The organism is Bradyrhizobium diazoefficiens, assembly GCF_016616885.1.
Classification (GTDB): Bacteria; Pseudomonadota; Alphaproteobacteria; order Rhizobiales; family Xanthobacteraceae; genus Bradyrhizobium; species Bradyrhizobium diazoefficiens_F.
Window position 1 is genome coordinate 772,032 of the sequence record NZ_CP067102.1, and the last position, 25,088, is coordinate 797,119.

The 25,088-nt window shown below is 64.9% G+C and carries 28 protein-coding genes and 1 tRNA gene; 21 read left to right on the forward strand and 8 right to left on the reverse strand.

The window, feature by feature from the left end:
* Nucleotides 1-34: 34 nt before the first annotated feature.
* On the reverse strand, nt 35-874 hold the full coding sequence (locus JJC00_RS03565; RefSeq protein WP_200471378.1) for a helix-turn-helix transcriptional regulator: 840 nt from the start codon (nt 872-874) through the stop codon (nt 35-37).
* Between the two features lie 96 nt (nt 875-970).
* Nucleotides 971-1,546, reverse strand: a complete 576-nt coding sequence (locus JJC00_RS03570; RefSeq protein WP_200471379.1) for a methylated-DNA--[protein]-cysteine S-methyltransferase — start codon at nt 1,544-1,546, stop codon at nt 971-973.
* Nucleotides 1,547-1,720: 174 nt separating this feature from the next.
* Between JJC00_RS03570 and JJC00_RS03575 the strand changes: the two genes are divergently transcribed.
* The 14 genes from JJC00_RS03575 (at nt 1,721) to JJC00_RS03640 (ending at nt 12,954) form a co-directional block, all read left to right on the forward strand.
* Nucleotides 1,721-1,794 (forward strand) — tRNA-Gly (locus JJC00_RS03575).
* A 44-nt stretch (nt 1,795-1,838) separates the two neighbouring features.
* The gene (locus tag JJC00_RS03580) at nt 1,839-2,057 is read left to right on the forward strand and encodes a hypothetical protein (protein WP_200471380.1); all 219 of its coding nucleotides are present in this window, start codon (nt 1,839-1,841) and stop codon (nt 2,055-2,057) included.
* Complete coding sequence (locus tag JJC00_RS03585) at nt 2,044-2,364, forward strand: type II toxin-antitoxin system RelE/ParE family toxin (protein WP_246774077.1); 321 nt, start codon at nt 2,044-2,046, stop codon at nt 2,362-2,364. Before JJC00_RS03580 ends, JJC00_RS03585 begins: the two co-directional genes overlap by 14 nt.
* 185 nt (nt 2,365-2,549) lie before the next feature.
* A complete protein-coding gene (locus JJC00_RS03590) occupies nt 2,550-3,131 on the forward strand; it encodes a helix-turn-helix domain-containing protein (RefSeq protein WP_200471381.1) in 582 nt (193 codons plus the stop codon).
* Nucleotides 3,131-3,643: a GNAT family N-acetyltransferase gene (locus tag JJC00_RS03595; protein WP_200471382.1), complete on the forward strand. Its 513-nt coding sequence runs from the start codon at nt 3,131-3,133 to the stop codon at nt 3,641-3,643. The genes JJC00_RS03590 and JJC00_RS03595 overlap by 1 nt, the downstream gene beginning before the upstream one ends.
* Before the next feature lie 2 nt (nt 3,644-3,645).
* A complete protein-coding gene (locus tag JJC00_RS03600) occupies nt 3,646-4,110 on the forward strand; it encodes a GNAT family N-acetyltransferase (protein ID WP_200471383.1) in 465 nt (154 codons plus the stop codon).
* A gap of 86 nt (nt 4,111-4,196) precedes the next feature.
* A complete protein-coding gene (locus JJC00_RS03605) occupies nt 4,197-5,240 on the forward strand; it encodes a LacI family DNA-binding transcriptional regulator (protein WP_200471384.1) in 1,044 nt (347 codons plus the stop codon).
* A gap of 145 nt (nt 5,241-5,385) precedes the next feature.
* Nucleotides 5,386-6,840, forward strand: a complete 1,455-nt coding sequence (gene xylB / locus JJC00_RS03610) for a xylulokinase (protein WP_200471385.1) — start codon at nt 5,386-5,388, stop codon at nt 6,838-6,840.
* Nucleotides 6,841-8,163, forward strand: coding sequence for a xylose isomerase (xylA, locus tag JJC00_RS03615; RefSeq protein ID WP_200471386.1), 1,323 nt, complete (start codon nt 6,841-6,843; stop codon nt 8,161-8,163).
* Nucleotides 8,164-8,171: 8 nt separating this feature from the next.
* Nucleotides 8,172-8,930 (forward strand): ATP-binding cassette domain-containing protein, encoded by a 759-nt coding sequence (locus tag JJC00_RS03620; RefSeq protein WP_200471387.1) that lies wholly within the window; start codon nt 8,172-8,174, stop codon nt 8,928-8,930.
* Nucleotides 8,930-10,000 carry an ABC transporter permease gene (locus JJC00_RS03625; RefSeq protein ID WP_200471388.1) on the forward strand — a complete coding sequence of 357 codons (1,071 nt, stop codon included), beginning with the start codon at nt 8,930-8,932 and terminating at the stop codon, nt 9,998-10,000. The genes JJC00_RS03620 and JJC00_RS03625 overlap by 1 nt, the downstream gene beginning before the upstream one ends.
* 93 nt (nt 10,001-10,093) lie before the next feature.
* Nucleotides 10,094-11,026 carry a sugar-binding protein gene (locus JJC00_RS03630; RefSeq protein ID WP_200471389.1) on the forward strand — a complete coding sequence of 311 codons (933 nt, stop codon included), beginning with the start codon at nt 10,094-10,096 and terminating at the stop codon, nt 11,024-11,026.
* A gap of 98 nt (nt 11,027-11,124) precedes the next feature.
* The gene (locus JJC00_RS03635; protein ID WP_200471390.1) at nt 11,125-12,102 is read left to right on the forward strand and encodes an aldo/keto reductase; all 978 of its coding nucleotides are present in this window, start codon (nt 11,125-11,127) and stop codon (nt 12,100-12,102) included.
* Between the two features lie 3 nt (nt 12,103-12,105).
* Nucleotides 12,106-12,954, forward strand: a complete 849-nt coding sequence (locus JJC00_RS03640; protein ID WP_200471391.1) for an amidohydrolase family protein — start codon at nt 12,106-12,108, stop codon at nt 12,952-12,954.
* A gap of 58 nt (nt 12,955-13,012) precedes the next feature.
* Here the strand turns inward: JJC00_RS03640 and JJC00_RS03645 are convergent, their stop codons facing one another.
* The 3 genes from JJC00_RS03645 to JJC00_RS03655 all read right to left on the reverse strand — a co-directional run bounded on the left by JJC00_RS03645 (nt 13,013) and on the right by JJC00_RS03655 (nt 15,695).
* Nucleotides 13,013-13,378, reverse strand: a complete 366-nt coding sequence (locus JJC00_RS03645) for a nuclear transport factor 2 family protein (protein WP_200471392.1) — start codon at nt 13,376-13,378, stop codon at nt 13,013-13,015.
* 110 nt (nt 13,379-13,488) lie between these two features.
* Nucleotides 13,489-13,839 carry a RidA family protein gene (locus JJC00_RS03650; protein WP_200471393.1) on the reverse strand — a complete coding sequence of 117 codons (351 nt, stop codon included), beginning with the start codon at nt 13,837-13,839 and terminating at the stop codon, nt 13,489-13,491.
* A gap of 185 nt (nt 13,840-14,024) precedes the next feature.
* The gene (locus JJC00_RS03655) at nt 14,025-15,695 is read right to left on the reverse strand and encodes an FAD-binding dehydrogenase (protein ID WP_200471394.1); all 1,671 of its coding nucleotides are present in this window, start codon (nt 15,693-15,695) and stop codon (nt 14,025-14,027) included.
* Between the two features lie 252 nt (nt 15,696-15,947).
* Here JJC00_RS03655 and JJC00_RS03660 point away from each other — a divergent pair, with 252 nt between their 5' ends.
* From JJC00_RS03660 to JJC00_RS03680, 5 genes are all read left to right on the forward strand, one after another.
* The gene (locus tag JJC00_RS03660; protein ID WP_200471395.1) at nt 15,948-16,469 is read left to right on the forward strand and encodes a hypothetical protein; all 522 of its coding nucleotides are present in this window, start codon (nt 15,948-15,950) and stop codon (nt 16,467-16,469) included.
* Between the two features lie 136 nt (nt 16,470-16,605).
* Nucleotides 16,606-16,800: a hypothetical protein gene (locus JJC00_RS03665; protein ID WP_200471396.1), complete on the forward strand. Its 195-nt coding sequence runs from the start codon at nt 16,606-16,608 to the stop codon at nt 16,798-16,800.
* Between the two features lie 24 nt (nt 16,801-16,824).
* On the forward strand, nt 16,825-17,415 hold the full coding sequence (locus JJC00_RS03670; protein ID WP_200471397.1) for an SCO family protein: 591 nt from the start codon (nt 16,825-16,827) through the stop codon (nt 17,413-17,415).
* A gap of 209 nt (nt 17,416-17,624) precedes the next feature.
* Complete coding sequence (locus JJC00_RS03675; RefSeq protein WP_200473970.1) at nt 17,625-18,560, forward strand: transporter substrate-binding domain-containing protein; 936 nt, start codon at nt 17,625-17,627, stop codon at nt 18,558-18,560.
* 184 nt (nt 18,561-18,744) lie between these two features.
* Nucleotides 18,745-20,385 carry a lysine--tRNA ligase gene (locus JJC00_RS03680; RefSeq protein ID WP_200471398.1) on the forward strand — a complete coding sequence of 547 codons (1,641 nt, stop codon included), beginning with the start codon at nt 18,745-18,747 and terminating at the stop codon, nt 20,383-20,385.
* A 147-nt stretch (nt 20,386-20,532) separates the two neighbouring features.
* Here the strand turns inward: JJC00_RS03680 and JJC00_RS03685 are convergent, their stop codons facing one another.
* A complete protein-coding gene (locus JJC00_RS03685) occupies nt 20,533-21,186 on the reverse strand; it encodes a S24 family peptidase (protein ID WP_200471399.1) in 654 nt (217 codons plus the stop codon).
* Between the two features lie 305 nt (nt 21,187-21,491).
* Here JJC00_RS03685 and JJC00_RS03690 point away from each other — a divergent pair, with 305 nt between their 5' ends.
* Nucleotides 21,492-21,836: a DUF952 domain-containing protein gene (locus JJC00_RS03690; RefSeq protein ID WP_200471400.1), complete on the forward strand. Its 345-nt coding sequence runs from the start codon at nt 21,492-21,494 to the stop codon at nt 21,834-21,836.
* Entirely contained in the window at nt 21,833-22,930 is a 1,098-nt protein-coding gene (locus JJC00_RS03695) for a quinone-dependent dihydroorotate dehydrogenase (protein WP_200471401.1), read from the forward strand. Before JJC00_RS03690 ends, JJC00_RS03695 begins: the two co-directional genes overlap by 4 nt.
* Nucleotides 22,931-23,030: 100 nt before the next feature.
* Here JJC00_RS03695 and JJC00_RS03700 read toward each other — a convergent pair whose 3' ends face one another.
* Together JJC00_RS03700 and JJC00_RS03705 are read right to left on the reverse strand one after the other, a co-directional pair.
* Entirely contained in the window at nt 23,031-24,356 is a 1,326-nt protein-coding gene (locus tag JJC00_RS03700; RefSeq protein ID WP_200471402.1) for an MATE family efflux transporter, read from the reverse strand.
* Nucleotides 24,357-24,545: 189 nt separating this feature from the next.
* Nucleotides 24,546-24,848 carry a DUF6460 domain-containing protein gene (locus JJC00_RS03705; protein WP_200471403.1) on the reverse strand — a complete coding sequence of 101 codons (303 nt, stop codon included), beginning with the start codon at nt 24,846-24,848 and terminating at the stop codon, nt 24,546-24,548.
* Between the last annotated feature and the right edge of the window lie 240 nt (nt 24,849-25,088).

A 25,088-nucleotide genomic window follows, 5' to 3' on the forward strand; every position in this document is an offset into this window, starting at 1 on the left:
CACCACGCGAGGCGCGCGCCGGAGCCGACCCTACTCAGTTGAGGGCGGGCTGCTCTTGGAGAATCTTGCGCTCGCCCTTCGAGGCCTGCCGGAACTTCGTTGGCGACATGCCGGCGGCGCGGTGGAAGGTGCGGACGAAGTTGGAGAGGTCGCCGAAGCCGACGTCATAGGCGACGTCGGTGACCGCGATGTCGTCGTCAGTGAGCAGGCGCGCGGCGTGTCGCAGCCGTGAGCGCACCAGATATTGATGCGGGGTGACGCCGAGCACGTTGGAAAACAGCCGCAGGAAATGGAACGGGCTCAAACCCGCCAGACGTGCGGCCTGTTCAAGGTCGATCTCGGCGTGCGAATTGTCGTCGATCCACAACGCGGCCTCGACCGCGCGGCGGCGGTCGCGCGCCGTCGGCATAGCTGGCTTGCGCGGCTTGCCCGAGACCACATCGACGAAGCGGCTCGCGAAGATCTGACCGACCTCGTCGAGACCCAGATCGCTGTTGCCATCTGCCGCCGTCTGGGCGAGCTCGCCCAGCACCATCAGCTCGGGCAGCGGCGGCGTCGCGCCGACCTGCCACGTCTCGCGCCGCCCGCCGAGCGCCTCGACCAGGTCCTCGCTGAGGAAGAACGACAGGCAGACGTCGCCGCAGACATGCTCATGCGTGCAGGTGTATTCGTCGCCGGGCGCGCCGACCAGCAGCGAGCCCGCCACCAGCTCGAAGAAGCCGGCGCGGCAATGGCAGCCAAAGCTGCCCGAGCGGACATAGGCGATGGAATGACCGCTGCGGCACTCGGCAAACGGCTTGTCGCCGGGGCCCGCGTCGCAGCGAAACTCGGAGACCGTCATCGCTTGTGACGTCAGCAGCGTGGTCGCATCCATCCCGGATATTTAGGCATGATCCGGAGAAGTGTGTAGCGGTTCTCCGAAAAGATCATGCACAAAAATACAAGGCTAGAGCGCGATCTTGATCGCGCTCTAGCCCGAGCGCGGCGGGGCAACGGGCAGCAGCACCTCGAACAGCGTCTTGCTGGCGATCGGATGGGCGCCCTCGAGCGCCAGCAGCCGCCGCTTGGAGATCACCCCGCCGTAAGGCGAGATCCGGTCGGCATAGCCGCCGGCCTCCAGCGCCCGGTGGCAAGGCACGATGATCATGTAGGGATTTCGCGAGATCGCCTGCGCCACCGAATGTGCGGCGCCGGATGCGCCTAGCGCCTTGGCGATGTCGTGATCGGTGCGCGTCTCCCCACGCGGGATGGTGCAGGCATATTCGTAGACCCGCCGGTTGAAGGCGGGCACGTCGCCGGCGTCGAGGCTGACGCCGGAGAAATCGGGATCGCTGCCCTGCAGCAAGGTGACGATGCCCTCGATCGCCAGCTCGGTGTTGAGCGGCACCGCCTGCTCGCGCGCCTCGGGATGGGCTTGAAAAATCCGGCGGCGGGTGTCGATCTCCCGCGCTTCGGGCAATTGCACGGCCACCACGCCGGTGCTGCTCCAGATGATGCCGCAGCGCCCTATCGTCGTGTCGAATATCGCGTAGCCACGCCCCACCATGCACACGCCCCACTCAGTGCACGTCTCTCCCCAGACATGAGATCATAACACCGCCACAATTCGGCGCACCTGGAATCTTACCGAGACGTTAATAACCGTCCGGCCTGACGCGCCAAAGCGCTTGGCGCCGGACACCGTCTCGGCTAATCAGGACGGGCGCAGGACACGCGCTCCGCGGGCGTAGTTCAATGGTAGAACGGCAGCTTCCCAAGCTGCATACGAGGGTTCGATTCCCTTCGCCCGCTCCAAGTATTTGAATCTTGCTACGTAGCGAATGTGCTAGACTGGGTTCATGGTCAGAACGCTCGAACAAGCCATTGCGCAAATTTCCCGCCTGCCGGACGCCGATCAGGAAGAGATCGGTCGGAAATTGCTCTCGCATATCGAAAGGCTCAACGCGCTTCGTACTGAAATAGACAGGGGCATCCATTCGCTTGATGCGGGCAGGGGCGACACCCTGAATATAGAAGATTTTCTTCGCGAGAAGAATTCGCGACGTGGCGGAGCATAAGCCTCCGGTTATTTGGTCGCCGGAAGCTCTCGACGATGTCGACCGCCTTTGGGACCACTACACCAAAGCGGCTGGAGCTGGAACGGCTGACAGAATCCTGCGCGAGATCGCGAAGGCCGTCGCGGTCATTGACGACTTTCCCTTCGCCGGTCGGGCACGCGACGAAATCCGGACCGGTCTGCGTTCGCTGGCGGCTGCTCCACAGATTGTGTTCTATCGGTTGAAGGATGATCGGCCCGAGATCGTGCGGGTGCTGGATGGCAGGCAGGATATCGAGGCGATTTTTTTCGATGACGAGGGCAGCTAGCGGAGCGTCCGGCTGGCTACCAGAGATCGCATTTCCATTTGATCTGCCCAATCGCGTGCTCGCGCGCCACGCAAAGATTCCAATATATTAGCCCCTCGCTCCCGGCACGCGCCGCTCCTCCGGCCTAAGCTCTTCCCGCCCGGCGGATGCGGTCCACGTGCCGGGCGATGCTCGGATCAGAGGCCATGGACCAGCAAAAACTCGACAGGGCGATCGGTCGCCGCTTGAAGATTCTGAGGACGCAGGCCGGCATGACCTTGAACGAACTCGCTAGCCGCTCCGGCGTCAGCCGGGCCATGATCGGGCGGGTGGAGCGGGCGCAGAGCAGTGCCACGGCGGCGCTGCTCAACAAGCTCTGCGCGGCGCTCGACGTCTCGCTCAGCGACGTGGTCGCGCTCTCGGAGAAGCCGCCGGAGCGGCTGACGCGGCTCGCCGACCAGCCGCAATGGCGCGATCCCGACAGCGGCTACCGGCGGCGTCACGCCTCGCCGGCCGATGCGGCAAGCGGTATCGAGATCATCGTCGTCGATCTGCCGGCCGGCGCGCGCGTGTCCTACAGCCCCTGGGGCCGCAACGCCTTCACCCAGCAACTCCTGATGCTGGAGGGGGCGGTCTGCGTGCATATCGACGCCAAGACGGTGCGCCTGCGCGACGGCGACTGTCTCGATTTCGACGTGATGCGCGCGGTGACCTTCGAGAACGAAACCAAACAGGATGCCCGCTACGTCATCATCATCAGGCGCGGCGCCTCTTACGGGAAAATGTGATGTCGCTGATCGTACGGGACGCAACGCTCGAGGATGCCGATGACATCCTCGCCATCTACAATTTCGCCGCGATCAACACCACGGCGGTCTGGACCGACGGGCCGGCCGATCTCGCCTCGCGGCGCGACTGGATTCGCGCGCGGCAGCAGGCGGGCTATCCCGTGCTGGTCGCGATGAAGGGCAGGGACGTCGTCGGCTTCGCCTCGTTCGGCGATTTCCGTCCCTTTCCCGGCTATCGCCACACCGTGGAGAATTCGGTCTATGTCGACGAGCGGCATCATCGCGCGGGCATCGGCCGCAGCCTGGTGGCCGCGCTGATCGAGCGCGCCACGGCGCTCAACAAGCATGCCATGATCGCCGGCATCGAGGCCCTCAATGCCGGCTCGATCGGCCTGCACGCCTCGCTCGGCTTCATCGAGGTCGCCCGCATGCCGGAGGTCGGCTGCAAGTTCGGCCGCTGGCTCGATCTCGTCTTCATGCAGAAGCAGCTTGCAGGTAGCGTGAGGCCGTGACGATGCAGATCCGCACCGGCGACACCTTCGATCCGCGCGTCGTCGCGTTGCTCGATCACCACGTCACGGCGGCGCGGGCGCAGACCGCACCGGGCAGCGCGCATGCGCTCGATCTCGCAGGCCTTCGCGCCGGCGACGTCGCGTTCTGGACCGGCTGGGACGGCGAGACGCTGGTTGCGACCGGCGCGCTGAAGACGCTCTCGGTTGACCACGGCGAGGTGAAGTCGATGCACACGCTCCAGACCACGCGCCGCCGCGGCTTCGGCGGTCTGATGCTCCGCCACATCATCGCCGAGGCGCGCAAGCGCGACTTCAAGCGCCTGAGCCTCGAGACCGGCTCGTGGGACTATTTCAAGCCGGCGCATGCGCTCTATCAGGCGCACGGCTTCGTGCCGTGTGGCCCGTTCGAGGGCTATGTCGAGGACCCCAACAGCCTGTTTCTGACACTCGATCTGAGCCGCCGCTAAGGCCGGGCGCGACCGGGGCTCGAAAATATCGGCTTGCCCCTCAAAATGAGTTGCGTACCTCAAAACACCTCTGCTAGCCTTCAGTCATGAGTGAGGACACCGTCTCCGCCGCGCTGACGCTGAAGGACATCGCGCGCGAGGCGGGTGTCAGCCTCGCGACGGTCGATCGCGTCCTGCACAAGCGCCCCGGTGTGCGGCCGGATACGGTCCGGCGCGTCCAGGAGACGATCGCGCGCAATGCCTTTCAGCCGCATGTGGCCGCAGCCGAGCTCGCCCGTGGCCGCACCCGCCGGTTTGCCTTCGTCATGCCGTCGGGGGCGAACCCGTTCATGCAACAGATCGAGGCCTATCTCGGCGAGATGTCGGCTTGGCTTTCGGCCCGCCGTCTCAGCGTCGAGATGGTCAGTACGGATGTGTTCGATCCATCTGTGCTCGCTGCATCGCTCGAGACGCTCTCGGGCGACTACGACGGCGTTGCCGTGGTGGCGCTGGATCATCCCGGCGTTCGCGCTGCGATCAACGATCTCGTCGATGCCGGCACCAAGGTGGTGACGCTGGTCTCGGATGTGCCGTCGTCGCGCCGCCACCATTATGTCGGCATCGACAACATCGCCGCGGGCCGCACCGCCGGCGCGCTGGTCGGGCGGCTGGTCGGCCAAAAGTCAGGCAAGATCGCCATCATCGCGGGATCGCAGGGCCTGCGCGACCATGCCGAGCGCATTTTTGGCTTCAATCAGGTGATGGCGTCGGAATTTTCGCACCTCGACATATTGCCTCTGCTCGAGGGGCGCGACGAGGACGACCGCTCCGAGCAGCTGATATCGCGGCTGCTCGGCAAGCATCCTGACATCATCGGCCTCTACAACGTGGGCGCCGGCACGCAAGGCGTGGCCAAGGCCCTGACCGAGGGGGGCCGCGAGAAGCAGATCTTGTTCATCGCCCATGATCTCACGGCGATGACGCGAAAGCTGTTGCTGCAAGGCACGCTGGATGTCGCGATCTCGCAGAACCCGGGGCACGAGGCGCGCGCCGCGGTGCGTGTGCTGCTGTCGCTTGCGCGTAACGAGCCGATCTTGAGTGAACAGGAGAATATCCGCATCGACATCTTGATGCGGGACAATCTGCCGTAGCCGCAAGGCGCGCGGTGCTGTGTGTTTTGAAGTGAGTGAGTGCGGAAAGCGCGACGTCAGTTCGTGCACCGCGGCAGTGTGATCCGGAAAAGCGTGCATCGGTTTTCAGAACAGATCGCGCCCAAACGAAGAGGGAGGGACGAGCTTGTATCTCGGAATTGACATCGGCACGTCCGGCGTGAAGGCGGTGCTCGTGAGCGAAGCCGGCGCGGTCGTCGCGACGGCAGCGCGCGAGCTTGCGCTGTCGCACCCCGCGCCGTTGTGGTCCGAGCAGGATCCCGACGCCTGGGTCGATGCGGCGATCGGCGCGGTCGACGATCTCGCGCGCCAGCATCCGCGCGAGGTCGCGCGGGTAGCGGGCATTGGGCTGTCAGGCCAGATGCATGGCGCGACGCTGCTGGATGGCGACGGCCGGCCGCTGCGCCCGGCCATTCTCTGGAACGACGGCCGCTCGCATGCCGAATGCACCGTGCTGGAGCGGCGCTGCCCGTCCCTCCACGGGATCGCGGGTAATCTCGCGATGCCCGGCTTCACGGCACCGAAGCTGCTCTGGGTCGCACGGCATGAGCCAGACATCTTCGATCGCGTGGCAAAGGTGCTGCTCCCGAAAGCCTATGTCCGCTACCGCCTCACCGGCGAGATGGTCGAGGAGATGTCCGACGCGGCCGGCACGCTGTGGCTCGACGTTGGTTTGCGCCGCTGGTCCCCCCTGCTGCTGCATGCCACCGGGCTCGACCTGCATCACATGCCGCGCCTCGTCGAAGGCAGCGCGGCGAGTGCGGTGCTTGCGCCCGAATTCGCACAGCGTTGGGGCATGGCGAAGGACGTCGTGGTCGCCGGCGGCGCCGGTGACAATGCCGCCAGCGCGATCGGGCTCGGCGCGATCGCGCCTGGCGACGCGTTTCTGTCACTGGGAACCTCAGGTGTGGTGTTCCGCGTCACCGATCGCTTTGCGCCGGCGCCGGCCTCGGCGGTGCATGCGTTCTGCCACGCGCTGCCCGGTCTCTGGCACCAGATGGGCGTGATGCTGTCGGCGGCCGCCTCGCTCGCCTGGCTTGCCGGAGTGATGGAAACTCCTGCAGCGGTCCTGTTGGCGCCGCTCGGCGAGCGCGTCGACGGGCCAAGCCCGGTCAAATTCCTGCCCTATCTCGACGGCGAGCGCACCCCGCACAACGATGCCGCCGCGAGCGGCGCCTTCGTGGGCCTACGCGCTGCGACCGGCCGCAGCCAGGTCGTCCAGGCCGTGCTCGAAGGCGTCGCCTTTGCCGCGCGCGATAATCTGGCGGCGCTGAGCGCGGCGGGCGGCGCGATCACCGAGCTCGATCTGGTCGGCGGCGGCTCGCGCTCTCCGTTGTGGGCGCAGATCTGCGCCGACGTGCTCGGCATTGCCGTGCACCGCGTCGAGGAGGGCGAGGTCGGTGCGGCGCTCGGCGCCGCGCGGCTCGGACGTCTCGCGGCCACCGGCGACGATCCCATGCAAATCTGCACCCGTCCGCGACGGCTCGCCAGTTTCGTGCCCCGCGCCTCCGCAGCGTCCGCCTATGATGAGGCCTATCGCCGCTGGCGTGAACTTTATCCTGCGTTGAAGGAGACCACTTAAGTGAACGCGTCAGCCAAGTTCTTCGATGCCAGCGCACCCGTCGCCTTTGCCGGCAAGGATGCGGGAAATGCGCCCGCCTTCCGCTGGTACGACAAGGATCGCATGGTTCACGGCCGCAGGCTGGAAGATCATTTGCGCTTTGCGGTCTGCTACTGGCATTCGTTCTGCTGGCCGGGCGCCGATCCCTTCGGCGGCGAGACGTTTTTGCGGCCCTGGCACCACGGCAGCGATGCGATGGCGATGGCGCGCGCCAAGGCCGATGTCGCCTTCGAGCTGTTCCGCCTGCTGGACGTGCCCTTCTTCACCTTCCACGACGTCGATGCGGCGCCGGAAGGCGCCTCGCTCAGCGAATCGGTCGCCAACCTCAACGCCATCGCCGATCTGTTCGAAGCGAAGATGGCATCAAGCAAGGTCCGCCTGCTCTGGGGCACCGCAAACCTGTTCACGCATCGCCGCTACATGGCGGGCGCAGCGACCAATCCGGACCCCGAAATCTTCACCTATGCCGCCGGCCAGGTCCGCGCCGCGCTGGAGGTAACGCACCGGCTTGGCGGCCAGAATTATGTGCTGTGGGGCGGCCGCGAGGGCTACGAGACGCTGCTCAACACCGATCTCAAGCGCGAGCTCGACCAGCTCGGCCGCTTCGTTTCGCTGGTGGTCGAGCACAAGCACAAAATCGGCTTCAAGGGCCCGATCCTGATCGAGCCGAAGCCGAAGGAGCCGACCAAGCATCAATATGATTTCGACGTCGCCACCTGTTACGGCTTCCTCGCGCGCTACGATCTGCTCAAGGACGTCAAGCTCAACATCGAGCAGAATCACGCCATCCTCGCCGGCCATTCCTTCCATCACGAGGTCGCGCTGGCTGAGGCGCTCGGCGTGTTCGGCTCGCTCGACATCAACCGCGGCGACGATCTGCTCGGCTGGGACACCGACCAGTTCGCGATGAATGTGGGTGAGCTGGCGCTGGTGTTCCACGAGATCCTGAACCGTGGCGGCTTCACCTCGGGCGGGCTCAATTTCGACGCCAAGATCCGCCGCCAGTCGATCGATCCCGACGATCTCATCCATGCCCATGTCGGCTCGATGGATGCGTGCGCGCGGGCGCTTCTCGCCGCTGCCGACATGCTCGATGCCGGTGCCCTCACGACGCCGCTCGCCGATCGCTACGGCGGCTGGGCGGGAGCCGAGGGACGTGCCATTCTCGGCGGCCAGCGTTCGCTCGCCGATCTCTCCGATCGCGCACTGGGTGCGGGCTTCGACCCGCAGCCGCGCTCGGGACGGCAGGAATATCTGGAATCTCTCGTCAACCGTTACGTCTGAGGTCGCTGATGGCAAGTGCTGACACAACACCGGTCCTCGAACTGACCGGCATCGGCAAGGAGTTCGGCGCCATCCGCGCGCTGCATGATGTCGATATGCATGTCCACCCGGGCGAAGTGGTCGGCCTGATGGGCGACAACGGTGCCGGCAAGTCGACGCTGGTCAAGATCATCGCCGGCAATTTCCGCCCCAGCCATGGCGAGATCCGCTTTGGCGGCAGTGCAGTCCACTTTGGCCGCCCGGTCGATGCCCGCGCGGTCGGGATCGAGGTTGTCTATCAGGACCTCGCGCTCGCCGACAATCTGACCGCTGCCGCCAACGTGTTTCTCGGCCGCGAGCTCAAGCGCAAGTTCGGCCCCATCGCTTTGCTCGACCACAAGGCGATGGCGTCGCGTGCGCTGGAGCTGTTCGGCGAGCTGCGCTCGGAGACGCGCCCCTACGATCTCGTCAAGCAGATGTCGGGCGGCCAGCGCCAGGCAGTCGCGATCGCGCGGACGCGGCTCTCAAATGCGAGGCTCGTCATGATGGATGAGCCGACGGCCGCGATCTCGGTCCGTCAGGTCGAGCAGGTGCTGGGCCTGATCCACCGGCTGAAGGAGCAGGGCGTCGCCGTGATGCTGATCTCGCACCGCATGCCCGACGTCTTCGCGGTGTGCGACCGCGTCATCGTCATGCGCCGCGGCGAGAAGCGGGCCGACAAGCCGATCCACGAGACCTCCCCCGAGGAAGTCACCGCCCTCATCACCGGCGCGAAGGAGGCGGCGTAATGGCTATGCCCCTGGAATCTCCCGTCACGTTCTCGAACGTCGGCAAGGTCAAATGGTGGCGGCGCGGCATCTTCGCGTCCCAGACCGGCTACGTCATCCTGGCGCTCCTGGCGCTGATGGTCGTGATGCAGTTTGCCAGCCCGTATTTCTTCACGGAGGGCAATATGCAGAACGTGGCGAAGAACTTCTCCTTCATCGCCATTGCCACGCTCGGAATCACCTTCGTCATCATCACCGGCGGCATTGATCTCTCCGTCGGCTCTATGATGTGTTTTTCTGCGATGATCACCTCGATGGTCATGGTCGAGCTGTCGGCGCCGGGATCGGCGTTCGTCCATCTGGCCGCCGACGGCAAGACCGTCGTCGCCAATGTGCCGGGATTGATCTTTCTGATCTCGGTGCTTGCAGGACTGTGCGCCGCGTTGATCGTCGGGCTCATCAACGGCTTCTGCATTGCGGTGCTCGGGCTGTCGCCCTTCGTCACCACGCTCGGCATGCTCTCGATCGTGCGTGGGCTCGCCTATGTCGTCTCCAACGGCCGCGGCAGCTTTCCCGGCGGGCCAGACGCCGATTATTTCTATGCGCTGACATCGGGTGACGTGCTCGGCGTGCCCGCGCCGTTCATCTATCTGGTGATCCTCGCTCTCGCCATGGCCGTGGTCCTGCACCACAGCGCCTTCGGCCGCCACGTCTTCGCGCTCGGCGGCAACGAGAAGGCGGCGGAGCTGACCGGCATCCCGGTGGTGCGGGTGAAGATCGAGGTCTATGTGATCTGCGCGCTCGCCGCGGGGCTCCAGGGCATCATCATCTCCGGTTGGCTCGGCTCGGCGCCGGCCAACATGGCGACCTCCTACGAGCTCAACGTGATTGCGGCCGCCGTGATCGGTGGCGCCAATCTGGCCGGCGGCATCGGCGGTCCGCTCGGTGCCATCGTCGGCTGTGTGTTGCTCGAGGTGATCCGCAACGGCCTCGTGCTCGCGCAGGTCAACTCCTACTGGCAGCAGACGCTGGTGGGCGTGATCATCATCCTTGCCGTGCTGGTCGACCGTATCCGCTCGCGCATGACTTAACCTGTTACTCCGGAAGGACAACGAAAGATCGTCTATCCGCCTGCCGGGGCATCACATCACAAATGGATAGGCAACAAAGTTTGGAGGGAAGAAATGAAGAAGCTTCTGTTGGCCGGCGTCACCATCGCCATGATGGCAACCCCGGCATTTGCCCAGACCTACAAATTCGCCGTCGTGCCCAAGGCGATGAACAATCCGTTCTTCGACGTGGCGCGTGACGGCTGCATGAAGCGCGCCAAGGAGCTCGGCAATGTCGAGTGCATCTACAAGGGGCCGATCGAGCACGAACCGGCGACGCAGGCGCAGATCATCCAGGACTTCATCACCCAGAAGGTGGATGGACTGGCAATCTCGGTTGCCGACGTCGCGGCGATGACCAAGTCGATCGACGCAGCGACTGCAGCCGGCATCCCCGTCATCACGTTTGACGCGGACGCGCCGGGTTCCAAGCGGCTTGCCTATATCGGCACCAACAACAAGGACTTCGGCCTCGCGCTCGGCAAGCAGTTGCTCCAGCTCCGGCCCGATGGCGGCAAATATGCCATGGTCTCCGGCGGCCCGGGTGCGAAGAACCTTGCCGAACGTGTCGACGGTGTCCGCGAAGCGCTCAAAGGCTCGAAATGGGTCGAGGTCCAGGGTTCGCCGACCTTCTGCAATGACGATTCCACGCTCGCGATCCAGCAGATGACGGACCTGCGCACCGCGACACCGGACCTCGCGGCGATCGTGCCGGTCGGCGGCTGGCCGATGTTTGCACCCGAAGGCTTCAAGGCTTTCGTCAACAAGAACAAGAAGGACATCGACTCCGGCAAGCTGACGCTCGTTGTCGCCGACACGCTCAAAATGCAGCTTGAGCTGCTGCGCGACGGCTACTCCAACGCACTCACCGGTCAGCGTCCGTTCGAGATGGGTGAAAAGTCGATGGACGCCCTGCTCGCGATCAAGAAGGGCGGGAAGGTGCCGGAAGTGATCTACACCGGCCTCGATCTCGTGACCAAGGACAACGTCGCTCAACTCTTGAAGTAGGGACGTCAAGTAGGAACGTCTCCCAGCCCCGACGTTCCTGCGCTACACTCCCTCTCCCATCCGCGGGGGAGGGAGTGCTGCTTTGGAAGGAAATTGCAATGAAGCGTACCCGGCTTGCTGACGGCCTCGACGTCACTTCGATTGGCCTTGGATCGGCGCCGCTCGGCGGATTGTTCTCGGCGGTCAGCGATGCAGATGCGGAGGCGACTCTTGCGGCCGGGTGGTCCGCCGGCATCCGTTTCTACGACACCGCGCCGCTCTACGGCTTTGGCCTGGCCGAGCGCCGTGTCGGCGGCTTCCTGCGACAGCAGAAGCGCGACTCGTTCGCGATCTCGACCAAGGTCGGCCGGTTGCTGCGCCCCGAGGCCAATTCGGCTGAGGACGACCATTACAAGGGCGTGCCTGCGTTGCGGCCGCAATTCGATTTCAGCTATGACGGTGTGATGCGTTCGGTCGAAGAGAGCCTCGTTCGCCTCGGGCTCGACCGCGTCGATGTTCTGCTCGTGCACGATCCCGACGATCACTATGACGCAGCCGTTAACGGTGCCTTCCGCGCGCTGATGCGCCTGCGCGATGACGGCACGGTCAAGGCGATCGGTTCCGGCATGAACCAGTCCGAGATGCTCACGCGTTTCGCCGAAGCCGTGCCGGTCGACTGCTTCCTGCTCGCCGGCCGTTACACGCTGCTCGACCAGGACGCGCTGGATGCGCTGTTTCCGGTCTGTGCTGCGAAGAACATCGGCATCCTGCTCGGCGGCATCTACAACAGCGGCATTCTGGCCAATCCGCACACCGGCGCGAAGTTCAATTATCAGGACGCCGACGCAGCGCTCGTGGGGCGCGCGCTTGCGCTCGACGCGCTCTGCCGCAAGCACGGCACCGAGCTGAAGGCTGCCGCGCTCCAGTTCTGCATGGCCCATCCGGCCGTGACGGTCGCCGTGATGGGCGCGCGCAACGCCGCGGAGGTCGCCGACAACATCGCGATGTCGGAACGCGCGGTACCGCCGGCTTTCTGGCAGGAGCTACGCGCGAAAAACCTGGTCGACGCGCGGGCGCCGCTGCCGGGCGGAGCGTGAGACATGCTCATCGATGCGCATCAGCATTTCTGGGATCCCGCGCGCGCCGACTATCCCTGGATGAACGCGCCTGAGCTCACGCCGATTCGCCGCGCCTTCGGGCCGGCCGATCTCTCACCGCTGCTGAAGGCGAACGGCATCGACGCAAGCGTCGTGGTGCAATGCCGCTCCGCGCTGGAGGAGACCGAGGAATTCTTGCGGGTCGCGCATGCCACGCCCTCCGTCATCGGTGTCGTTGGCTGGGCCGATCTGACCGATGCCGCGCTCGGCGACACGCTTGATCGGCTACGCGCGCTGCCGGGCGGCGCAAAGCTGATTGGTATCCGCCACCAGGTCCACGACGAGGCCGATCCCGACTGGCTGTTGCGCGCCGACGTCCAGCGCGGACTTGCGGCCGTGTTCGCCCACGATCTCGGCTACGACTTGCTCGTCCGCACCCGCGAGCTTCCCGCCGCAATCGCGACCGCAAAAGCCTTTCCGCAGGCACGCTTCGTGCTCGATCACGCCGCAAAACCTCCGATCGCCGATGGCGGCAGCGCCGAATGGTCCGACCACATCGCTGCGCTTGCGACTTGCGGCAACGTCTGGTGCAAGGTCTCGGGTCTCGCGACGGAGGCGAAATGGACCGATTGGGATGCGGAGCGGCTGTTTCCGTTCGTCCAGCACGTCGCGACTTGCTTTGGCGAGGACCGCCTGATCTTCGGCTCGGACTGGCCTGTGTGTCTGCTGGCGGGGAGCTACGGCGAGATCAAGGGCGCGCTGGACGCGTGCCTGGCGAAGCTGGGTGCGAGCGTCCGCGATAAGGCGTTCGGGGTGAATGCGAAGGCCGCGTATCGACTGGCGATTGGCTGAGCCGGGAACTCGCTGCACCTTCTCCCCTTGTCGGAGAAGGTGCAGCAATTAACATCCCTCACGCGCCCGCGGGCACCTGATCCAGAAATCCCGTGATGCTCTTGATCCGTCCATCCTTGAGCACGGCGAAATCAGTTCCCTTGATCGGGCTGTCGACGCCGTCGGGACCGAGACCCCAGCTGAAGCGGACATGGTCGCCGTAGCCGTTGGGCTCGCCTATCAATGTGAATTTGAAGTCGGGAAAGCGCTGCTGGACGCCGGCGATCAGGGCATCGATGCCGTCCCGGCCGTCACCCTTCATTATCGGATCCACATAGCTCGCATCCGCCGTCCAGTTCTCGTTGAGCAATTCGCTGCGGCGATGTTGTGCGCGCTCGTTCCAGAGATCGATGTAGCGGCGGGCGATGGTGATGTGGTCGGTCATGATCTTCTCCTTCGATGGCGCCGTGGTTCGGCTGACCGTCACTATCGAAGGTTCACGCGCGCTGATCGATTACCTCGGAGGTCATCAGCGCGCGTGAAGTTTTTTCGAGTTTACTTCGCAGCGGTGACCATGATCTCGACGGTGTACTGCGGCGCGGCCAGCTTGGCTTCGACGGTGGCGCGGGCCGGTGTGTTGCCGGCCGACACCCAGCCGTCCCACACGGCGTTCATTTCCTGGAACGTCTTCATGTCGGTGATGTAGATCGTGGCCGACAGCAGCTTCGACTTGTCGGTGCCGGCCTTGGCGAGATGGCCGTCGATGGTCTTCAGGATGTCCTGGGTCTGCTTGGTCACGCTTTCGCCGGCGGCATTGTTGGCGACGACTCCGGCAAGATAGACGGTGTTGCCGTGCACGACGACCTGGCTCATGCGCGGGCCGGTTTCAAAACGCTGAATGCTCATTGGGGGATCTCCTGGTGGGAATGGCGGCCCTGTCTAGCGCAGAGGCTTGGGTCGAGCCACCCCGGGCACGCATGTGTTGCCAGCAACGCATGCGTTCGTTCAACGAAACCGGCTGGTATCCGCGGACGCAGCCGGGGCGGCGGCGAGCAGCGCAACGAACGTCCCGATGCATATCCACCGTCGCATTATCCCACCGCTTTCGCCGCGGCGCGGCCGGCATTGCGGCCCGAGAACAGGCAGCCGCCGAGGAAAGTGCCCTCCAGCGAGCGATAGCCGTGCACGCCGCCGCCGCCGAAGCCGGCGGCTTCGCCGACCGCATAGAGGCCGGGAATGATCTGCCCCTCGCTGCCGAACACGCGTGAGTCGAGATCGGTCTCGAAGCCGCCGAGCGTCTTGCGGGTGAGAATGTTGAGCTTGACCGCGATCAGCGGCCCCTGCGCCGGATCGAGGATGCGGTGCGGCGACGCCGTGCGAATCAGCTTGTCACCGATATAGCGTCGCGCATTGTGGATGTTCATCACCTGCGCATCCTTGACGTAGGGATTGGCAATCTCGCGGTCGCGCGCCTCGATCTGCATCCTGATCTCGTCGAGCTTGAGCAAATCGTTGCCGGCAAGCTTGTTCATGGCTGCGACGAGGTCCTCGATCTTGTCGCGCACGATGAAGTCGACACCATGTTTCTTGAACGCCTCGACCGGCGCCGGCGCGCCTTTGTTGATGGCGCGGCGCAAGGTCATGCGCCAGCTCTTGCCCGTGAGATCCGGATTCTGCTCCGAGCCCGACAGCGCAAATTCCTTCTTGATGATGCTCTGGGTCAGAATGAACCAGGAATAATCATAGCCGGTCGACATGATGTATTTGAGCTGGCCGAGCGTGTCGGACCCCGGGAACAGCGGCGCCGGCAGCCGCGTGCCCGTTGCGTCGAACCACATCGAGGACGGGCCGGGCAGGATGCGGATGCCGTGGCGCGGCCAGATCGGTGACCAGTTCTGGATGCCCTCGACATAATGCCACATGCGGTCGCGGTTGATCAGCCGCGCGCCGGTCTTTTCCGTAATGCCGATCATGCGGCCGTCGACATGCTCGGGCACGCCGGAGATCATGAATTTTGGCGGCTCGCCGAGCCGCGTCGGCCAGTTTGCGCGCACCAGATCATGATTGCCACCGATGCCGCCGGAGGCGACGATCACGGCCTGTGCCTTCAGCGCAAACTCGCCGACGATAGTGCGCGACGAGCTCTTGCCGCGTTCGATCGTGTCGGGTGCGAGGATGGCGCCGCTGACGCCGTCCACCGTGCCATTGGTGATGGAGAGTGCATCGACGCGATGACGGAACCTGAAGATCAGCCGGCCGCTCTTCGTCGCCTCGCGCGCGCGGCGCTCGAACGGCTCGACGATGCCGGGGCCGGTGCCCCAGGTGACGTGAAAGCGCGGCACCGAATTGCCGTGGCCCATCGCGTCATAGCCGCCGCGCTCGGCCCAGCCGACCACGGGGAAGATGCGATGCCCCATCGCGCGCAGCCAGTCGCGCTTCTCGCCGGCCGCGAACGCCACATAAGCCTCGGCCCATTGGCGCGGCCAAAAGTCCTCGTCGCGGTCGAAGCCGGCGGTGCCGAGCCAGTCCTGCATCGCGAGGTCGAAGGAGTCCTTGATGCCGAGCCGGCGCTGTTCCGGCGAATCGACCAGGAACAATCCGCCGAACGACCAGAACGCCTGGCCGCCGAGCGACTGCTCGCCTTCCTGGTCGACCACGATCACGCGCTTGCCGGCGTCGGCAACCTCGGTAGCCGCGACCAGTCCCGATAGTCCTCCGCCGACGACAATGACGTCAGCCTGCTCGGTCGAATGCTCGGCCATGAGTTCCCCCCTGTAGTTGTCCGGGATTGAAGCCAGCGGTAGCAACTGAGATCAAGGGCTTGTCGCGTAAGACAACATTAACTTGTTCCACTTTGGGATTGAGGGCGGGCCTGAGTGCAGCGCGGACGCAACACTGGATTTGAATTTGTTTTGAGTGAGCCGGTGTGCCTAGACAAAGCCGCAGAGTCGACAGACGCTGAGCGCGCATCACCACCTGACACACAGATTCGAAAACGACTGGGGCGGGGGCCAATGAAGTTTCTGACGGGGTTGCTTGCGGCGGTTCTCCTGATCGCTTGCATGGGGGCGTCTCACGCGGTGGTTCGGATCGCGGATGACCGCGGCGGCCGGATCGGAACCTACGTCGACAGGTACCAGGACCTGCGCCAGTCCGGCGATACCGTCATTATCGACGGCCTCTGTGCCTCCGCCTGCACCATCGTCCTTGGCGCCATCCCGCACAACCGCATCTGCGTGACCTCCAGCGCGACGCTCGGCTTCCACGCCGCCTGGGATTTCGGCGCCAATGGCCGCGCCGTCACCAATGCCGAAGCGACCCAGATGCTCTATGCGATGTATCCCTCGCAGGTGAAGCGCTGGATCAACCAGCGCGGCGGCCTCACCCCGCACATGCTGTTTCTGAGGGGCAGGCAGCTCCAGGCGATGTACAAGCCCTGCTACCTGGACGCGCAGGCTTCGACCAGCAAGCCGTCGCGCCGGTCTCTGCCGCAGTCGGACCAGCTCGAATCCGCCCGGGGCCAGCTCCTGCACTGACATCCTCGGCCTGACCGGATCGTCCTGACCGGATCGTCCTGGCCCGTCGGCGGCGTCTTGCCCGCAGGCGGGCCAAAGCTTATCTGGAGGCCTAGGAACCGGCACCTTCGCCCCGATCATTGCCCAGATCATTGCCATGGCTCAACCCGTGCACCCGGCACATCCTGTATCGGACAATTCGCCCACTCCCGGTCGGCTGCCATCCGTGCTGCTGTTGGCCGGTGCTGGCGTCGGCGGGCTGGTCGTGCTTGGCGCGCTCGTGCTCTGGTTCCATTACGGCAGCCAAGTGTTCTTCGAAATGATCAGGACCGGCTTTGCCGCCTGCTTCTGATCCGCGACAGGAAGTTTTCCGCTCATGAGCTCAACTGCCCGTCCGCTGGTGATCGCGACCGCCTTCGCTTCAAGCCTCGTCGTCGGTCTGCTGGTGCTGTTCTGGGCCATGGGGGGGGTCAGCAAGGTGGCGCAACCGGCCGCGATCGGCGGCCCGTTCCAGCTCACCGACCAGAACGGCAAGGCCGTCACCGACAAAAACCTCAAGGGCAAGCCGACCCTGATCTTCTTCGGCTACACCCATTGCCCCGATGTCTGCCCGACCTCGCTGTTCGAGATGTCGGAAGTGCTGCGCGCGATGGGCAAGGATGCCGACAAGGTCAACGCCGTCTTCATCTCGGTCGATCCCGAGCGCGACACGCCCGCGACCATGAAGGACTATCTCTCGAGCTTCGATCCGCATCTCGAGGGGCTGAGCGGCGATCCTGCCGAGACCGCCAAGGTGATCACCTCCTACCGGGTCTATGCCAAGAAGGTGCCGACCAAGGACGGCGACTACACCATGGACCACACTGCGCTGATCTACCTGATGGACCGCGAGGGCCGTTTCGTCTCGCCGTTCAACCTGAAGCGGAGCCCGGAAGAGGCCGCGACCGAGCTGAAGCGGTATCTTTGATGTTCACCTCTCCCGCTTGCGGGAGAGGTCGCGCCGCAGGCGCGGGTGAGGGCTCTCTCCTCGTTGCGGCTCTCGCCCAGCGGAGACACCCTCTCCCGCAAGCGGGAGAGGGGGCGCGCTTTCACTGTAGCCACAATCGGCGCTCGCGTTCCCGGCCGGATGGTCTATAAGGCCTTCCGATCCCGATGAAATTCGTTCATTTCCGGCCGATGGCTCCATCGCAACAGGCGAAATCGTCCAAATCTGCCCGAGGCTTGCTGACGGGGCTGGCGATCGCTGCGTGCCTGCTGGAGGGTCTGTCCGGCGCATGGGCGCAGGCTCCGGCCAAGCAGCCTCCAGCGGCGCCTCAAGCCACGCCGCAAACGACGGCCCAGGCGGCCCCGCAGGCGGTGCCCGGCTTCTGGGACCCGCGGCGGCGCCCGGAGCGGCCGGACCTGTCGCGCCTGACTGTGATCCGCTTCCTGACCGAAACCGACTATCCGCCGTTCAACTATACCGGCGCCGACGGCAATCCGGCCGGCTTCAACGTCGATCTCGCGCGTTCGCTTTGTGAAGAGATCAAGGTCACCTGCACCGTGCAGATGCGCCGCTTCGAGACGCTGGTCGACGCGCTCACCTCAAACCGGGGCGATGCGATCATTGCGTCTATGGCGGTGAGCCCGCAGTTGCGCGCGCGTGTCGATTTCACCGATCCCTATTACCGCGTGCCGGCGCGTTTCGCCTCGCGCAAGGATGCGGTGATGCCGGAGATCCGGCCCGAATATCTCGAAGGCAAGAAGGTCGGCGTCATCGCGGGCTCCGCGCATGAGGCCTATCTCAAGGCGATGTTCACCGACGCCGAGCTGCACGGCTATCCCAATGACGAGAGCTTGCGTGCCGCGCTCCGCAAGGGCGAGGTCGATTTCATCTTCGGCGACGCCATCTCGCTGGCGTTCTGGATCAACGGCACCGATTCCGGCGATTGCTGCGCCTTCTCCGGCGGCCCGTTCGTCGAGAGCCGCTTCTTCGGCGAGGGCATCGGCATCGCCGTGCGCAAGGGCAACGACGTGCTGCGCCAGGCCCTGAATTGGGCCCTGTTCCGCGTCTGGGAAAAAGGCCGCTACACGGATTTGTGGCTGCGGTATTTTTCGGTGAGCCCGTTCTGACCCGGTCGCTACTCCCTCAGCCGTCATTGCGAGCGAAGCGAAGCAATCCAGACTTTCTCTGCGGAAGCAGTCTGGATTGCTTCGTCGCTACGCTCCTCGCAATGACGGCGTGTGCAGTGGCACCGCCCCGCAAAATTGCATTCTGCCCGGAAATCGCTATTTTCCGCGGCCCGGAGGCCCCTTGATGTCCGTTATCGATCCCAACATGAGCCCGAGCGATCTTCGCGAGCTCGCCGAACAATCCAACGCCTGGCCGTTCGAGCAGGCGAAGGCCATTGTCGCGCGGCTGAAGAAAAGTCCGAAGGACGAGGTCCTGTTCGAGACCGGCTACGGGCCGTCCGGCCTGCCGCATATCGGCACGTTCGGCGAGGTCGCGCGCACCTCGATGGTGCGCCATGCCTTCCGTGTGCTGACCGAGGACAAGATCAAGACGCGCCTGCTCGCCTTCTCCGACGACATGGACGGCCTGCGCAAGGTGCCGGACAACGTGAAGAACAGGGCGCCGCTCGAAGCCAATCTTGGCAAGCCGCTGACGCGCGTGCCCGATCCGTTCGGCACGCATGACAGTTTTGGCGCGCACAACAACGCGCGGCTGCGTGCTTTCCTCGATCATTTCGGCTTCGACTACGAGTTCGCGAGCTCGACCGACTACTACACAGAAGGCCGCTTCGACGCGACGCTGCTCAAGATGCTCGCTGCCTACGACCAGGTCATGGCGATCATCCTGCCGACGCTCGGGCCCGATCGCCGCGCGACCTATTCGCCGTTCCTGCCGATCAGCAAGACCACCGGAATCGTGCTCCAGGTGCCGATGGTCCGCCGCGACGTCGCGGCCGGCACGGTGACTTATGTCGATCCCGATACGAACGAGGAAGTTGAGACGCCGGTGACCGGCGGAAATGTAAAATGTCAGTGGAAGGCCGACTGGGCGATGCGCTGGGTCGCGCTCGGCGTCGACTATGAGATGGCCGGCAAGGATCTGATCGATTCCGTGAAGCTCTCCGGCGCCATCGCCAAGGCGCTCGGCGGCACGCCGCCCGAAGGCTTCAACTACGAGCTCTTCCTCGACGAGAAGGGCCAGAAGATCTCGAAGTCGAAGGGCAACGGCCTCACCATCGACGAATGGCTGCGCTATGCCTCGCCGGAATCGCTGACGCTGTTCATGTATCGCGAGCCGAAAGCGGCGAAGCGGCTGTATTTCGACGTCATCCCGCGCAATGTCGACGACTACCAGCAATTCAGCGACGGCTTTGCCAGGCAGGATGACAAGCAGCAGCTCGGCAATCCCGTCTGGCACATCCACTACGGCCATCCGCCGAAGGGCGATATGCCCGTGACGTTCCAGCTTCTGCTCACGCTGGTGTCGTCGTCGAATGCGGAAAACGCCGAGACGCTGTGGGGATTTATCGGTCGCTATCGTCCCGGCGTGAGTCCGCAGACGCATCCGAAGCTCGACGCGATGGTCGGCTACGCCATCAACTACTACCGCGATTTCGTCGCGCCGACGAAGCAGTTCCGCGTGCCCACCGACACGGAGCGGGCCGCGCTGCAGGATCTGCGCGACGCGCTGTCGCAGCTGCCGCAGGACGCCTCGGCCGAAGACATCCAGAACGTCGTCTACGAGATCGGCCGCCGCGAGCCGTTCCTCGACCAGGTCAAGAAGGGCAAGGATGGTCGCCCCGGCGTCACGCTCGACTGGTTCAACATGCTCTACCAGGTGCTGCTCGGCCAGGAGAAAGGCCCGCGCTTCGGCTCGTTCGTCGCCGTGTACGGCGTGCAGAACGCGGTCAACATGATCGACGGCGCGCTGGCACGGAGTGCGTAGCCGCACCCTCAGTGTCATCGTCCGCCTTGTGCGCAATTGCGCACTGGAGCGGACGATCCAGTATTCCAGAGGCCAGGCGTTATAGAGCCGAGACGCTGCGGCGTACTGGATTCCCCGCTTTCGCGGGGAATGACAGCAGAGCAAGTTTCACTGGCTCGCCCACACAATCCTTGCAATCCACGCCACCTCGCCAGCCGCCATCGTCCGCTCCGCCTGCGTCGCATTGAGGGGCTGTAATTCCAGCGCCTTCGCCGTGCGGCGCTTGAGCATCGCGACCGTCACCTCGCCCGCCTTCGCCTTCACCACCACGCGATCGCCCTTGCGGATCGGCGCGCTGGGCAAGACCAGGATGACGTCGCCGTCGCGATAGGCCGGCATCAGCGCGTCGCCGGAAATCTCCAGCGCAAAGGCGCGGTCGTCCTCGGCGCTCGGTAATGCGATCTCCCTCCAGTCCTTGCCGGATGGAAAGCCGGAGTCGTCGAACGCGCCGCTCAAGCCGGCCTGCGCGAAGCCGAGCAGCGGCACGGCGCGGCCGTCGCCGGGATCGTCGCCGATCAGCCTGGCAAAAATCTCGATCGAGGACTCCGCGGCCGCCAGCGCCTTTGCGATCGATTCGGTCGAGGGCCAGCGTTCGCGGCCGTCGGAGGTGACGCGCTTGGACTTGTTGAAGGTGGTGGGGTCGAGCCCGGCCCGCTTGGCAAGGCCGGACGATGACAGCCCGGCGCGCGCGGCCAGTCGGTCCAGCGCGGCCCAGATCTGGTCGTGGGTCAGCATCCTCTGCGCTTTGGCCTGTTTGACCATGGAAGGTCCAGCCCGTCGCAACTCAGGAAAACTATCCTCAAATCAACCGGTTTTCCGTTTTTCGCGCAAGGGGTGGTGAGCAAAGCGTTTTCAAGCGAAGTGGGTACCGGTTCGCGTCAAGAAAACGCGTCAAAACAAGAATCTAGAGCCCCGTCCCGATGAAATCGGAACGGAATAGGCTCTCACTCTTGAGTTCAGGAGGTGTGGCCTTTACGGTCGCGCCCGGGTTTTAAGGGCCCACAAGAGACGAAAAACCCAAGAGACTCAAAGAGCTGAGTCGAAGGGCAAACAGGGCGCCGCAACAGGTGGTCAAGATCTACAAAATCTGTCCAGCCTCGGCCTGGCGCGAGGCGGAACGGCAGGGCGTGTACCGGGGCAGCGCAGATGATGCGCGCGACGGATTCATCCATTTCTCGACCGCCGCTCAGGTTCCCGAGACCTTGCGCAAGCATTATGTCGGGCAGCGTGCGCTGTTCCTGGTCGAGGTCGACGACGAGGCACTCGGCCCCGAGCTGCGTTGGGAGCGCTCGCGCAACGACGAGCTGTTTCCGCATCTCTATGGCGAGCTCGATCTCGGCGCGGTGCTCTCGGTGATGAACCTCAACATACGCTCCGATGGCGGCCACGACACCCCGGAGCTTACCCCGTGATCCGCGCTTTCGATGCATTCTCGCTGCCGGTGTTGCGCTGGCTCGATCCCGAGGACGCGCACCGCCTTGCGATCCAGGGCCTGCGCTTCCTGCCGCCGGTGAAGCCGCGGCCGGACGATCCCAAGCTCGCCGTGCGCGCCTTTGGACTCAACTTTCCCAACCCGATCGGCATGGCCGCCGGCTTCGACAAGAGCGCGGAGGTGCCCGATGCACTACTGCGGCTCGGCTTCGGCTTCGCCGAGATCGGCTCGGTGACACCGAAGCCGCAAGCCGGCAATCCGCGGCCGCGGCTGTTTCGTCTCGAGCGCGACGAAGCCGTCATCAACCGCATGGGCTTTAACAATGACGGTGCCGAGGTCGCGCTGCGCCGGCTCGCGGCGCGTGCGGCGAATGGCGGCATCGTCGGCGTCAATGTCGGTGCCAACAAGGATTCGCCGGATCGCGTCGCCGACTACGTCAAGCTGATCGAGACCTTTGCGCCGGTCGCGAGCTATTTCACCATCAACGTCTCCTCGCCCAACACCCCGGGACTGCGCAACCTTCAGGAGGGCGCGCTGCTCGACGATCTGCTCGGACGCGTGATCGATGCGCGCGAGCGGGTGCGGCAGAAGGCGGGCGACACGCCGGTGCTGCTGAAGATCGCGCCCGACCTCAGCCTCGCCCAGCTCGACGACGTCGTGCAGGTCGCGCGCGCGCGCAAAGTCGACGGCATGATCGTGTCGAACACGACCATCGCGCGGCCGAGCACGCTGCGCGAGGAGATGCGGTCGAAGGAGCAAGGCGGCCTGTCCGGCCGGCCGCTGTTTCGCTTGTCGACGCGCATGGTCGCGGAGACCTATGTGCGCGTCGAGGGCGCATTCCCGCTGATCGGTGTCGGCGGTGTGGACTCAGGCGGCGCGGCGCTGACAAAAATCCGCGCCGGTGCGAGCCTGATCCAGCTCTATTCGTCGCTGGTCTACAAGGGCCTCAGCCTCGTCGACGAGATCAAGCGCGACCTCACCTCGACGCTGCTGCGCACGGGCCGGGACTCGCTCTCCGAGATCGTCGGCGCCGATGCTGCCACGCTCACGGCGGAAGACTGGCCGGGGATGTAGCCACCGCCCGTAGCCCGGATGAAGCGCAGCGTAATCCGGGATTCTATCCGCGTGCTCAAAGGCCCCGGATTGCGCTTCGCTCCATCCGGGCTACGATCTACTACGGCTTTGAAAACGTCGCCCTGAACTGCGCCGGGTAGCGCGCGCCCTGCAAGCCTCCGCGCGCGACGTAGGAGGCGATCAGCGCCCACCACAGCCCGGCATTGCCGAGCGATTGCAGCGCCCACCAGGTAACCAGGAAGATCGCGAGCGAAACCAGCATCAGATTGCGCATCTCGCGCGCCCAGGTCGCGCCGACATAGATCCCATCGAAGCCGAAGGCGAACACGCCAGGGATCGGCGCCATCACCACGAACGGCAGGAAATCGCGCGCCGCACGGCGCACGTCTTCGCTCGCCGTCATGACATCGATCAGGGCCGGACCGAACAGGGCGAACAGCGTCGCGACGACCATTGCAAAGCCAAGGCCCCACAGCAGCACGAGCCGGGTCGAATCGGAAAAGCCTTTGGCATCGCGCGCGCCAAAGGTACGGCCACAAAGCTGCTGCGCGGCGTTGGCAAGGCCGTCGAGGAAGAAGGCGCTGACCAGCAGGAAGTTGTTGAGCACGGAGTTTGCCGCCAGCGTCACGTCGCCGGCGCGCGCGCCCTTGGCGGTGAAGAACAGGAACACGGCGATCAGCGCCGCGGTGCGGATCAGGATGTCGGAGTTCACCGACAGCAGCCGCATCAGCTTCGTCCGGTCGAACAGGCGCGCGCGGGGAACGGCAAAGCCGCCGTCCGCGTAGCGCCGGCAGACGATCACGCCGAGGACGAAGCCGACAGCCTCCGACAGCAGCGCCGCGATCGCCGCTCCCGCGATACCGGTGTCGTAAACCAGCACCAGCAACAGGGTCGCCGCGGTGTTGATGAGGTTGATCGCAATCTGGAGCCATAGCGCCGAACTGGCGCGGGCCTGGCCCACCAGCCAGCCAAGGATCACGTAATTGGCCAGCGCCAGCGGCGCCGACCAGATCCGGATCATGAAATAGGTCTTTGCCGCGCGCGTCACGCCCTCGCTGCCGCCCATCAGGTCGAACAGCGCGCCTGCGAGCGGCAATTGCAGCGCAATCAGCGCGGCGCCGATCAGGCCGGCGACGATGAAGCCGCGCACCAGGATTACGGTCTGCTCGCGCGTCTCGCCCGCGCCGAGCGCCTGCGCAGTGAAGGCGAGCGTGCTCATCCGCAGGAAGCCGAACAGCCAGAACAGGCAGTCGAAGATCACCGAGGCCATTGCGACGCCGCCGAGCAGGGCGGCATCGTCGAGCCGTCCGATCGCGGTGGTCGAGACCACGCCGATCAGCGGCGTGGTGAGGTTCGCGACCATCGCGGGGCCTGCGATGGCGAACACCTGGCGGCTGCCGATCCTGGGATGAAGCGGTGCGTTCATGTCAGGTGCGTGTATCTGAGCCCTGCGCCGAATGCACCATCGCGGCCGGCATGGCGTGCCTGCACCGGCCGCGCAGTCCGGAAGGCGTTAGAGCGTTTTCGAGCGAAGTGGATACCGGTTCGCGTCAAGAAAACGCGTCAAAGCAAGAATCTAGAGCCCCGTTCCGACTTCATCGGAACGGGAAAGACTCTAGCGGCGCGGGGAGCCGAACAGGCGCGACAACAGCCAGATCGGGATCACGATGACCGCGCCGAGCAGGAAGTAGCGCCACAGCCAGTTCACGGCATCGAAGCCAAGATCCCAGAGACGCTGGAACAGCAGACGAATGCTGATGAGGATATTCCAGGGATCAAAGCCGATCGCGGCCAGAACCACGCCGACCAGGATCGAGAGCAGCACCAGGCGAAACGCGACCGCCAGCGGCGAGCCGCCGAGAAAGCGGTGCAGGCCATCGCTGCGGCCGGCCGGCAAATCTCTGACGTCGTGGGCCATCTCAAACTCCTTGGGCGGATTCGCCCGGATTATAGGTCACGGCGGGGGACATGGGGAACCCGCAATGGGCCGTCAATCAGCTTACCGCATTTTAATTCGGGCAGGCGGGAGCGGCCTCAGATTTGGGTCCGCTGCCGGCAGCGAGCTCGGTCACCTCTCCCGCTTGCGGGAGAGGTCGGCGCGGAGCGCCGGGTGAGGGTTCTTTCCTCTGGGGGAATCCCGATGCGGAGTACCCTCTCT